This is a genomic window from uncultured Treponema sp. (assembly GCF_934725225.1).
GTDB lineage: Bacteria > Spirochaetota > Spirochaetia > Treponematales > Treponemataceae > Treponema_D.
Map to the genome: position 1 here is coordinate 46,051 of NZ_CAKVAM010000004.1, position 12,373 is coordinate 58,423.

Genomic DNA, 12,373 nt, shown 5'->3' on the forward strand with positions numbered 1-12,373 from the left:
CCTTTTAAAATGAAATTGAATCTATTAAAAACACACGGAATTCAACGAATCCGCATATTTTTTTCTTACTAAATCACTGCAATCCCCATGCAGCTTATCCTGTCCGCAAATTTCTCTCCGTCTATCAAGCCCTGTCTGAACTCGTAGGCAAGCCGCCTGACTTTTCTTGCCTTTCTTCTGCGTGTCCTGCCCAGAAGCGAAATTTCCCTGCCAGAAACTGAATATCCCAGGAACGGAACGCCGCCCCTGCACGAGCTAATCACCGGCTGCTTGAACAAAAGCGAGAACGGCTCTATGAACTTCTGCATTTCGAAAAGAATGTCCTTTAGTGCGCTCTTTGAGTCCGAAAAAACAACAATGTCGTCCATGTAGCGCGCGTATCCTTTAGGCTTTAGCTTTTCCAGTACAAAATGATCCAACGACGAAAGATAATAGTTCGCGAAAAACTGGCTTGTAAGGTTTCCAATCGGAAGCCCGCGTCCGTCTGAAACGCTGTAGGAATCTATAATCCCAAAAAGCAATGCCAGACATTTTCTGTCCTTTATAATTCTAAAAAGAAGCTCCTTAAGTTTTTTGTGTTGAATAGAGTCGAAATACTTCCGCACATCGAGCTTTAGAAAATACTTGCAGATTCCAGCCTTTTTAAACGCATAGTGAATATGTTGGCGTTGTTGTTCCAGCTGCCACCGCAGTTATAGCGTTTGCTGTTGCTGTTGGAATCCCAGCCGAAAACTTTTCCAGAGGCTTGTTCCTAAATATTTAAAGCTCATTGTCATTGTCGTACCTTGATACGACAATCTGCTTTTTTTATTTGCAATAGATTATCAACCGAGTTTCTTTCAGAAACATCGCAGGGTCAAGCCCGATAATGACAGTCGATCTCCTAGAATATATCCAGCTGATTTTTATTTTCAGCGGAATCTTCTTTTGCGCTGTCAGCCGCATGCTCAGCAGAAAGCATGGCTGACTTTACTGTTTCAAGAAACTCTTCTCCGAACTGCTTGTATTTCTGCTCGCTCACTCCTTTTATCTTTATGAACTCCTCTTTTGTCTTTGGCGGATTCTGCGCCATAAGCGCGAGCTGCTCGTTGCTCAAGATTCCGTAGAGGGGAATTTTTGTCTTTTCGCCGATTTCCTTGCGTTTTTTGCGCAGCAGGTCATAGACTGCAAACTGACTTGGATTTAAGACATCGCGCCAGTCAACTTTCGCGCTCATCGTGTATGAAGGCTTTGCGCCCTCATTGTCTGAATATTCAACAAGGAACACCCAGCCAGTGCCGCGCTCGCCGTCTATAAGCCTTTTTTCCACATTTATTATGCGGCGGGACTTAAGAAAGTTGTTAAGCTCCGCGTGGCTAGACGGCTCGCTGAACGGGCTTACAAAAAACGTCATGAACTGGGTCAATAAAGCCATAAATTCTCCTCCACATTGATTCCCCGGTCAAGCCGGGGAATGACATACAACTTTATAAGGCTTGCTTATATGACATTCACACTCTTGCTAATTTATCATTCCCGCTATTGGTTATATGTCATTCCCGCATTCAATGCGGGAATCTATTTTTTTACAACACCGCCTGCTCGCTTACAGCTGTTCCGTGCCTGTTACGCTACGGCTTGCCGCCTGCGCTACACCGGCACTACACAGCCGCAGCTCGCTATTTTTTGCTAGAAGAGCGGACAATGCGGAACCCCAGGTTGACGTCTCCGTAGTAGGCGAAGTAGTCGTTCCGATAGCCCACCTCGCAGTCGACGGCGTAGCTGTTCCAACCGCCGCCGCAGTTATAGCGTTTGCAGTGGCTGTAGGAATCCCAGCACCATTCCCAAACGTTGCCGCTCATGTCGTAAAGACCGTAGCTGTTGGGAGCTTTCTGCGCCACAGGATGAGTTTTTCCTATTGCTACAAGTCCTTCTATTTCGCCATACCAGCCCACTTTGTCAAGGTCGTTGCTGCCGCTGTACTTGTAGTTTTGCCCGCCTTTTGCCGCATACTGCCATTCCTCAACTGTAGGCAGGCGGTAGCCGTTTGCGTTCTTGCGCCATTTTATTTCAGGCTTGAATTCAGCAGCCTTATGAGGAGAATAGCCCCATTCTTCCACGTCAGTTTCTCCGTCCACAGAATACACAGGCTCAAGTTTTTCTTTTTCGCTCAGCCTGTTGCAGAACATAACCGCGTCATACCAGCTCAAACATTCCACAGGAAGATTCTTTTCTCCATCAAACCCGCTAGGATTCTCGCCCATGACTGACTTGTAAAGCTCCTGCGTAACTTCTGTTGCAAGAATGGAATAGCTCTTTCCCGGAACTGCAACCATCAGGCTGCTAGCCTCATGAATTCCTTTTTTAAGAGCCGCCGCCACATTCACCTTCTTGTTTCCGCATGACACGCACAGAAAAACGCCAAGCAGCGCAAATGCACAGGCCATTTTTGCAAAATGCCGTCCGTTTTTAGGATTCTTTAACGCATTCACTTTTTCTATCCTATTCTTCTCTGAAATAATCAGCATTGCGCACAACACGGAAGCCTAAATTGTCGTACCTACGGTCAGCGTAGCTACTATTACGCTTCCCCACTGCACAATTAAATCTGGGGGTATTCCATCCACTGCCGTAATACCCAGCGTAAAAGTCCCAGTTATTGCCACTTGTATCCCAGCACCATTCCCAAACATTGCCAGTCATATCGTACAAGCCGTAGCCGTTAGGCTTTTTCTGCGCAACTGGATGTGTCTTGTATCCGCTGTTGTCGCCATACCAGGCAACCTCATCCAAATTGTCGCTGCCGCTGTGCTTGAATTCCTGTCCGCCTTTCGCCGCATACTGCCATTCTTCAACTGTAGGCAGACGGTAGCCGTTAGCATTTTCATTGCATTTTATTTTCACACTTACCGAGCTAAACATACGCCCCCACTGGCTTACATCAGTTTCTCCGTCCACAGAATACACAGGCGCAAGACCTTCCTGCTCGCTCAGCTTGTTGCAGAACATAACAGCATCGTTCCAGCTCACATTTTCCACAGGAAGATTCTTTTCTCCCTTGAATTTGCTTGGGTTATTTCCCATAACAGACTCGTAAATCTCCTGGGTAACTTCCGTGTCCATTATGCAATAGCTTTCTCCAGGAATCGAAACCATATTTATTCCCCGCTCCTCGTCCTCTATGACAATCTGCTCAACAGCCTTGTTCGAGGCGCAGGAAGCGCAAAGCGAAGCGGCAAGCATGCTTCCGCATGCAAACTTTGCAAAAGACAGTCCGCTCTTGCGGCTGCCAGCCAAACCAAAACATTTTTTTAAGTTTTTCATTTTTATACTCCTTGCTAAAATGAAATTAAATTTATAAACACAACAATGTCGTGATTATTTTCTTTAACATTTCCTGATGTGAGACTTCTGTCCCGTTCAGGGTTGGCATTTCTGTACATTTTGCCGGACACATCGCTCTTACTATTCTATATTGCGGACAACACGGAAACCTAAGTTGGAGTAGGAGTAGCTAACATCGTTCCAGTAACCGTTGTCAACCTCGCAGCGGTCAGCACTGTTGCGCCAGCTACCACCACAGTCATAGCGATTCCCTTTATCGTTGGAATCCCAGCACCATTCATAAACGTTGCCGCTCATGTCGTACAAGCCGTAGCCGTTCGGATTTTTCTGCGCAACTGGATGTGTCTTTTCTCCGCTGTTGCCGCCATACCAGCCCACTTCATCCAAGTTGTTGCTGCCGCTGTACTTGAACTCCTGTCCGCCCCTTGCCGCATACTGCCATTCTTCCACTGTAGGCAGACGGTAGCCGTTGGCATTTTCATTTTAATTTATAGTTCCTATTATTTTATTTTCCGAATCATACATCCATTCTTTTGCCTCAGTTTTGTCATCAACAGCATAGACAGGAGGCAAACCGCACTTCTTACTCAACTCATTGCAAAAATAGATTGCATCATTCCAACTTATATTTTCCACAGGCAGATTCTTTTCCCCTTTATTTTCGCTAGGATTCTCGCCCGTAACTGACTCGTAAAGCTCCTGCGTAACCTCAGTTGCAAGAATAGAAAATTCCTTTCCTGGAACAGCGATCATAAGCTTACAAACATTTTTATACGTAACGCCCACTGCCAAGGCAGCCTTGACAGTGTCTAGCTTTGTTTCGTCAGGATTTGAATTATCCTCGCCCCCATCTGGCTTTGTTTCACCGGAATTGTTCTTGTCAACATCCGCCCCTTCAAAGGTTGATTCAATAGTTGAATCTCCATTGTCGTCTCCTGGGTTAGAGCATGAAATCTGCAATGTAACAGCAAGAAGTATAATTCCGCAAATAATAGAACTAGCAAAAGACAGGCTCCTTTTGCAGCCACTAGTCCAAGTAAAAGATTTCTTAAAGATTTTCATTTTTTTCTCCTTGTTAAAATGAAATTAAATTTATAAACACAACAATGTCGCGATTACTTTCCACGATTTGACCGGAGAATCCATAACCTCAACAAAATAAAAACTCAACATTAAGCCAAAGCTTGTTTATTGTGTCTGACACCAAATATAATTTTCACGAATTAATTCCTGTAGCAATTTCCAATATTCTTTTTCAAGTTTTATTTTAATCGATATAAACCCTGCCGCACCTATATAATTCAGTCTGTACGAATAACTTTCAAAGAACATATCCCAGTCAAGATTGCCATTTTTCAGCATTGCACAAGCAACCTCAAAAAGACCAAGATAGTCATCAAGTTCAGACTCATAATCTTCAAGAATTGATTCAAGAAATTCTTTTCCATCTCCAGATGTATTAATGTTTTCCAATTCAGAACTATCAATGTTAAATTCAGAGGCTATGACTTTAAGCTTATCTTTTTTAACATGAGTTTCCGACCTAGCAAGTTCTTGGATGACAAGATGTATTCTCCAGCGTCGTTTTTCCGAGAACATTTTTCTAAGCTCAAGCTGATTCTGCATTTTTATGGCACAGGTATTTTCCCCAAGCTGCTTCCAAACAATAGCTGCTGAAATAACAGCACCAACCACAGAACCAATAAATCCGCTTAACAACGAAAATTTATCTGACACCATGAAACGTGATTTTTCTATTTCGGGAGAAAAATTTTTCAGAATAAATATCAAAAAATATACAGCAACAAAAGCCACAATGCTTACAACTAAAACCATTGGTAGAATCTTAAATAAGCAAGAAAATAAGTTTTCACCTGAGTTTGTATTTTTTGATTTAAGACAATTGTCTTTTTCTTTCACAAAAATCTTAACTTTACGAAACAATTTACACCTCATATATTTCTTTCATAAATTTTTGATTCAACAATTTCTCTCCGTGTCCTGCCACACATATCAAAGTGTCATTCCCGCACTCAATGCGGGAATCTATCTTTTTTCAACAACACTTGCTCGTTGCAGCTGTTCCGCGCCTGCTCCATTCGGCTTAACGCCTCATTGCGCCGGCTCTACACCGCCGCAGCTCGCTATTTTTTGCTTAAAGAGCGGACAATGCGGAAGCCCAGGTCGAAGTCGGTGTGGTCGGCGTTGCACCAGAACCTGCCGCCCACCTCGCAGCCCGCGGCGCTGCTGCTCCAGCCGCCACCGCAGTAAAAGCGCTTGCTGTAGCTGCCGGAATCCCAGCACCACTCCCACACGTTTCCGCTCATGTCGTACAAGCCGTAGCCGTTAGGCTTTTTCTGCGCAACTGTATGTGTCTTGTCTCCGCTGTTGCCGTCGTACCAAGCAACTTCGTCCAAGTTGTCGCTTCCGCTGTACTTGAATTCCTGACCGCCCTTTGCCGCATACCGCCATTCCTCTACTGTGGGCAAGCGGTAGCCGTTGGCATTTTCGTTGCATCCAACTTCATTTGAAATGCCATCACCCTTATGAGGCTCATAGTTCCATTCAGATACATCAGACTTGCCAGAAACGGAATACACTGGAGCAAGTCCATACATCACACTCAGTTTGTTGCAGAACACAACAGCGTCATACCAGCTCACTTTTTCTACAGGAAGATTCTTTTCTCCTTTAAATCTGCTAGGATTCTCTCCCATAACAGCTTCGTAAAACTCTTGTGTAACCTCTGTTTTTAGTATGCTGTAGCTTTTTTCGGGAACTGCAATCATTGCGCCATCAAGAAAAGTATTGTCTAGCTTTTCCTTCAATATCACAGCACTCTGTTTCTTTTCTCTTTCTGCTAAAAGACTCTCAGAAGTAACATTTTTGTACTTTTCCAAAAGTTCCTCAAAATTGTCTTCCGCAGCCAACACAGATGACAGCAGAGCAGACATTGCAGCGATAAAAACAAATTTCAATTTCATAATTACTAACCTCTCTATATTTTTTTGAACTCAGATAGCTTGAAGATAATCAAGCCAGTTTTTTCCAGTTTCAGTATCTTTTCTATCATCATCTATCAGTCTTACAATCAAATCCCCGGTATTATTGCTAAGACAAAGTTTTTCCTTCAATTTATTTTCAACTTTATGAATATTTCCATCTTCTTCATATTTATAGCTAAAATAAATGACCTTTTTTCCATATATCAACAGTTTATGGAATATTGACTTTATTAGACTGTCATCATCATTAAAATTAAATCCGATAACAGCGATTTTTGAGCATTTATTAAATTCTTCAAAGGTTTTTGCGAATGGAAGAACAGCATCCACAGAAACAAACGGCTTGAGTGTAGTTTGAGGAAATATAAAAGGCACGCAATTTTTATTTTCAGGAACATAATCTTCTGAGACCACATCAAAACCATCAAGGTTAAGATATTTATCTGTACTTCCATTCAGATATTCTATTTCCAACTCTGGAATCTTCGAGTAATTTGTAGATGCAATGAAAAAATCATTTAGATTTTTATCAAATATATCAGCATAATATGTTTTGCCTTTCTCCAAAGCTTTTTTTTCATCAAAATGCTCTTTTATGTATTGCTGAATTACAAAAAGAAATGAGGCAATTTTGTTGCACTTTGAAGAAGACCCGTTCTTGTCAAAAAGATAGTCATAGTATTCATTCATAAGAAGCTGATAATCCAGTGTCTTCGTAAAAATATCATATACACTGCTACGAACTTCCTCGTAGACTTCCATCAATGAAGAATTTCCAGATTTCTCATTGCTATCAAGTTTTTTTTGTACAAGAGAAACAATCTCTTTATTAAGAGATATAAGCCGGCTATAGTTAAACGAATGAAGCTCTTCAATAGCAACATCATCAAATAAATTCTTAATGGAATTGCTTTCCGCTCCAATGGCTTCATTAAAAGAATCCCTTTCCTTTATTCCTTTTGAAATCATAAAAAATGCAGCGTAAAGTCTTACCAGTTTTCTAAAATTCTCCCTGCAAGGTTCTGTTTTTGCCTTATTTTTATCAAAAGTTGGAAATTCTTCTATTTTGCTGTAATAATCATTAAACAATGAAATATCGATATTTTTTTCAGTAAAAAAATTTTCCAAAACATTTTTTCTTTTCTCGACAGTTGATTTTATCACCGTTTTATAATCACTACCGTCAAAAGCTTTAAACATATTTTCATTGCCAAAAACTTTCGAAAACATTTTCCTTGCAGAATCTTTTACATTATCTTCTGGAAAAAGTATTTCCATTGCAAAATCACTTCCTGTTGGCATTTTGAAACACCTTTCCGCGCCCGCTCCAAAAAGGATTCCCGTTTTTCCATTCATAATTATTATTTTCCTTTTTCAACAAGTTAATAAAAAACAAACTCTCTCCGTGCCCCGCTCGCTGTGGCTGCTCCGAGCCTGCTCCATTCGGCTTAACGCCTCTTTACGCTGGCTCTACACCGCTACAGCTCGCTATTTTTTGCTGGAAGAGCGGACAATGCGGAAGCCCTGGTTGTCGTCGGTGCTGTCGGCGTTGTACCAGCCCCTGCGGCCCACCTCGCAGCCCGCGGCGCTGCTGCTCCAGCCGCCACCGCAGTAAAAGCGCTTGCTGTAGCTGCTGGAATCCCAGCACCACTCCCACACGTTTCCGCTCATGTCGTACAAGCCGTAGCCGTTAGGCTTTTTCTGCGCAACTGTATGTGTCTTGTCTCCGCTGTTGCCGTCGTACCAAGCAACTTCGTCCAAGTTGTCGCTTCCGCTGTACTTGAATTCCTGACCGCCCTTTGCCGCATACCGCCACTCTTCTACTGTTGGCAGGCGGTAGCCGTTCGCTTTTTCGTTGCATTTAATCTCACTGTAAATGGAATATCCTTTATGCGGAGTATAGCCCCACATAGACACATTGGTTACTCCGTCAACAGAATAAACAGGCTTAAGACCTTCTTTTACACTCAGCCTGTTGCAGAACACAATAGCGTCATACCAGCTTACGTTTTCTACAGGAAGGTTCTTTTCTCCCTTGAACTCGCTTGGGTTCTCGCCCATAACAGACTTGTAAAGCTCCTGTGTAACTTCTGTTGCCATTATTGAATAATGCATATTTGGAACAGGAATCATCAAATCGCTTGCCTTGTAGTTTTTGTTTTCTAAAATTGAAAGAATCTGTCTGCACCTCTCAAGCACAGCCTGTTTTTCTGCCTCTCTCTGCGCTATATCCTTTTCTCCTGCAACAACGCCGTGCAGCCCGCGCATATCAAATCTTGGCTTTAGCGCAAGTTCTGCCTGCCTGTTAACAGTGTCTTTCTGCACAGTTTTTCCTGTCAAGGTATTTATAGCTCGCACTTCGCTTATATTAAGAGTGTAGCAGCTTGGCTTGTTCTCAGTGGCAGGCACGACTTTTATATCAGCCTCAACAGTTATCACAGGCACTCCGCGCGCAAAAAGGGAGCTGTACAAGTCTGTGTTGTCGGCATACTCTGCAAGCTGCGCATCTGTCGCGCTCGCAAGGTCTGGAGCCTTTTTTCCAGCAATGCTTTCGTACTTCAATATGAATGTGTCGTCCAGCAAGAGAATTCCGTCAGAGTACACGCAAAGCTCCACGTTCCAGCCGTATTTGTCGCCGTCATACTCGCCAAAGCTCACTGCAAGCGCATGGTCCGCGCTGCTCAAAGTTCCGCCTTGCGCAATTTTCTTGTAGTCTGCGTTTATGTCATTTATAAGCGCGTTCTGCCGTGCAGCCGTTTTTTGGTAAACAGCGTCGCAGTCCGCATAGAATTTCTCAAGCAATGCGGCATGGCTTGCATTTACCTTGTTCACTCTTCTTTGCTTGGCGGCTTCTGTCGGCTGTCCGTCGTTCATTTCTACAGAAGTCCATTCCGCTTCCAGAATCTCAAGAGCCTGCTCAGCCTCGTCAAGTTTCATCTTGTCATGCAGCTCAATGCACTCGTTTTCCACGGACTGCCGTATTTCTGACAAAGCCTTTTTCTTTGCCTCAATAGTTGTAATCAAACGGATTCCTGTGTCAGACTTGCGTCCTAAAGCCGCCTTTGCCACAGCCTCTTCAATCTGGGTTCTGCGTGCCTTGAGCGCATCGCTGCGTTTTTCATCCAGATTTTCATCCGCGCTTTTGCGCTTGTTCTGCTCTTCAAGCAATGACTTCTGTTTTTCAGCCGCATTGAGCTTTTGAGCAAACAGCTCCTTGTCATTCTTTATTCTGATTCTGTCTGTAATGTCATTTATCTTTCCTGAAGCGCCTATTTTTTCTATATCATTGTTGCTGTCAGTAACCAGCATGTTAAAATAATTTGCCTTAGTTCCTGTATTAAAAAGCTCGTTTCCTTCATAGTCTTTGTTTAAAAGAATGTCGCGCATAAAATCGTACACAGGAATATTTAGGGCGTCAGCAAGGGCAAGGGAAATTTTATCAACTGCGCCTCCAGGAGCAAGCAAGTCTCCAGCAGATGGATATTCATCAGAACTTACATTCGCCTTTACAGTGCCGTCGCTTCCTTTGAATTCCGTGTTTATAGAATATCCGTCGCTTGTCTTTTTTACTTTTGTGAACAGAGCGTATTCAGCCTTATCTTGCGCCTTGCCGCTTTTTAACATAGACTCGGCTTCTGAGTCTGTAATCAAGCTCATTTCAAGGCACTCGCGCAGGTTAAGCCTAAGATTGTCTCTTACGCAGACAGGAATCCATTCAGCTTCTGCACCTGGCAAATTTTCAGGCTCCAGGTTTACAATCACAAACACCGCGTTTCTAAGGTCAGCTTTTCTTGCAGCCTCCGCCGCGGCTTCGGCTTCAAGCCTTTCTTTTTCTTCCTGCTGCCTTCTACGCTCTCGCGCCTCTTCTTCCGCCCGTCTTCTTTCTGCCTCAAGCCGATTTCTATATTCAGCCGCAGTTTCAATTCCTGCAATTCTTGTAATCTTATAGGTTCTGGTCTTGATGTCCTTCACCTTGAACAAAACGTTAAATCTGCTTTTTCTGGCATTGGAAATTCTTATTTTTATGTCAGTCATGTCTATGTCGCTGACAATCTTGACCTTGCTTTTTGTAAAAAGCGGAATATCAATTTCGCCGTCGCTGTACACATACATCTGGCTAAGGTCAATCTCGCTCGCAAAGGCGGCGTCTTTGTCCTTGTTCTTTTCAAGCGTTTTTACTAGCTTTCCTTCATCTACTGTCGTCTGGGCGAACGCCGGAACAAGCAGCAAAGCCACAATCAAAACTGTAAGAAATCTTTTCATTTTCTTCTCCATTTCCTTTTTTATTTAATTTTATTTTTCAGCTGGTATGGTTTGCAGAATTGAGTTTAAAACAGCGCGACCCAGCGGACGCACATAAAACGTGCGCCCACCGGGTCGTATATTGTGAGTTTCTTCTATAAATGTAGAATGATTTTAGGTTTTCTTCGCTATTAGAACTTGCGCATACTATGCCCCACAATAGAGCAATAGAGCAATAGAGCAATAGAGGCTAGCAAACTGATAAATTCTCGTCAAGTCCATAACAACATTTTATTGCAAAAATATCTCCATGTCAATATTTGCAGAATACACAAAATATGAACACTTTCTCTATACTTAAAATATGCAACAACACTGTCTAATAAATGCTTAAAATATGCAAATTACATATTCCAAAGGTACTTAAAATATGCAATAATATATTTATGCAAAGAAAATTTTATAATACTCTTCTGAACTGGAAAAATAAAACAGATAAATTATGTATGCTTGTTCGTGGCGCAAGGCAAATTGGAAAAACCTATATAATAGATTTGTTTGGTCGCGCTGAATATGAAAACTACATCTACATCAATTTTGAAGAAAATCCTTCCTATAAAGATATATTTTCCGGCGACTTAGATGTGAATACACTCACAGCTGAAATTTCTCTCAGGGTAAAAGATGCCCATCTTGAAAATGGAAAAACTTTGATTTTTCTTGATGAAATACAAAGCTGCCCGCAGGCAAGAACTGCGCTGAAATTTTTTTCAATGGACAAAAGATATGATGTGATTGCAAGCGGTTCTCTTTTGGGGCTCAACTACAAAGATGTTTCTTCTTACCCGGTAGGTTATGTGCAGGAAGAAAAAATGCATTCCATGGACTTTGAGGAATTTCTATGGGCATTGGGAGTGCCTCATGAAACAGTCAGCTATATCCGCTCATTTTATGAAAACTCAAAAAAGATTCCCGATGCCACACACAAAAAGATGATGGAATATTTTAGGCAATATGCGGTTATCGGCGGAATGCCGCAAGTTGTGCAAAGTTTTACGAATGAACACAATTATCAGACTGCATTGAAACTTCAAAGAAATATTCTGCTTAATTACCAGAATGACATTGCAAAATATGCCCCTGTTTCAGAAAAAACAAAGGCAAGGGAATGTTTTCTTTCTATTCCGCGCCAGCTTGCAAAAGAAAACCGTAAATTTCAATACGGCATTGTAGAAGAAAAAGGAACTGCCCGAAAGTTTGCAGGAAGCCTGATGTGGCTTTACGATGCAGGCATAATTGATTTTTGCTACAATATAAATCCGCCAGCTCTTCCGTTTGCAGGAAATGTTGTCTCTTCTTGCTTTAAAATTTATATGCATGATATTGGACTTTTGTGTGCAATGCTGGATGACGGAACTCAAAAAGACATTATTGATGACACATTGAAAATTTATAAAGGTGCTATTTACGAAAATCTTATTGCAGATATTTTTTCAAAAATGGAAAAGCCGCTCTATTATTACAAAAAAGAAAACTCACAGGGGGAAATTGATTTCTTTATAAGATACAAAGACAATGCAACTCCAGTAGAAGTAAAAAGCGGAAACAAAGGAACTTCCAGCATGGATAATCTGCTAAAAAAGAGTGAATTTCCGTATGGAATAAAACTTTGCAATGGAAACATTGGTTTTGCAAACAAAAAAATTACACTGCCGCTTTACTGTGCCATGTTTTTAGATGAATAAGATTTTATGCAAACGCTTGCAGAATGCGCCTTTCAATATACATTCAACGCCTCGACT

11 protein-coding genes are annotated in these 12,373 nt (G+C 42.0%); 1 reads left to right on the forward strand and 10 read right to left on the reverse strand.

Translation table 11 applies throughout. The features are described 5' to 3' along the window. Positions 1-68: 68 nt before the first annotated feature. The 10 genes from Q0H92_RS07030 to Q0H92_RS07075 form a co-directional block, all read right to left on the reverse strand. Entirely contained in the window at positions 69-692 is a 624-nt protein-coding gene (locus tag Q0H92_RS07030; RefSeq protein ID WP_365920967.1) for an RNA-directed DNA polymerase, read from the reverse strand. A 191-nt stretch (positions 693-883) separates the two neighbouring features. Further along, complete coding sequence (locus Q0H92_RS07035) at positions 884-1,414, reverse strand: HRDC domain-containing protein (RefSeq protein ID WP_296013310.1); 531 nt, start codon at positions 1,412-1,414, stop codon at positions 884-886. 244 nt (positions 1,415-1,658) lie between these two features. Then, positions 1,659-2,471: a formylglycine-generating enzyme family protein gene (locus Q0H92_RS07040; protein WP_296013312.1), complete on the reverse strand. Its 813-nt coding sequence runs from the start codon at positions 2,469-2,471 to the stop codon at positions 1,659-1,661. 10 nt (positions 2,472-2,481) lie between these two features. Continuing rightward, positions 2,482-3,303 (reverse strand): formylglycine-generating enzyme family protein, encoded by an 822-nt coding sequence (locus tag Q0H92_RS07045; protein ID WP_296013314.1) that lies wholly within the window; start codon positions 3,301-3,303, stop codon positions 2,482-2,484. A 141-nt stretch (positions 3,304-3,444) separates the two neighbouring features. Continuing rightward, entirely contained in the window at positions 3,445-3,783 is a 339-nt protein-coding gene (locus Q0H92_RS07050; RefSeq protein WP_365920970.1) for a formylglycine-generating enzyme family protein, read from the reverse strand. Between the two features lie 24 nt (positions 3,784-3,807). Beyond that, positions 3,808-4,386 (reverse strand): SUMF1/EgtB/PvdO family nonheme iron enzyme, encoded by a 579-nt coding sequence (locus tag Q0H92_RS07055; RefSeq protein WP_296013316.1) that lies wholly within the window; start codon positions 4,384-4,386, stop codon positions 3,808-3,810. 126 nt (positions 4,387-4,512) lie between these two features. Next, positions 4,513-5,244, reverse strand: coding sequence for a hypothetical protein (locus Q0H92_RS07060; RefSeq protein WP_296013318.1), 732 nt, complete (start codon positions 5,242-5,244; stop codon positions 4,513-4,515). 224 nt (positions 5,245-5,468) lie between these two features. After that, a complete protein-coding gene (locus tag Q0H92_RS07065; RefSeq protein ID WP_296013320.1) occupies positions 5,469-6,308 on the reverse strand; it encodes a formylglycine-generating enzyme family protein in 840 nt (279 codons plus the stop codon). 30 nt (positions 6,309-6,338) lie between these two features. After that, positions 6,339-7,631, reverse strand: a complete 1,293-nt coding sequence (locus tag Q0H92_RS07070; protein ID WP_296013322.1) for a hypothetical protein — start codon at positions 7,629-7,631, stop codon at positions 6,339-6,341. 186 nt (positions 7,632-7,817) lie between these two features. Beyond that, positions 7,818-10,592: an SUMF1/EgtB/PvdO family nonheme iron enzyme gene (locus Q0H92_RS07075; RefSeq protein WP_296013324.1), complete on the reverse strand. Its 2,775-nt coding sequence runs from the start codon at positions 10,590-10,592 to the stop codon at positions 7,818-7,820. A gap of 425 nt (positions 10,593-11,017) precedes the next feature. On the opposite strand from Q0H92_RS07075, the gene Q0H92_RS07080 reads away from it, so the two are divergent. After that, entirely contained in the window at positions 11,018-12,316 is a 1,299-nt protein-coding gene (locus Q0H92_RS07080; protein ID WP_296013326.1) for an ATP-binding protein, read from the forward strand. Positions 12,317-12,373 lie beyond the last annotated feature (57 nt).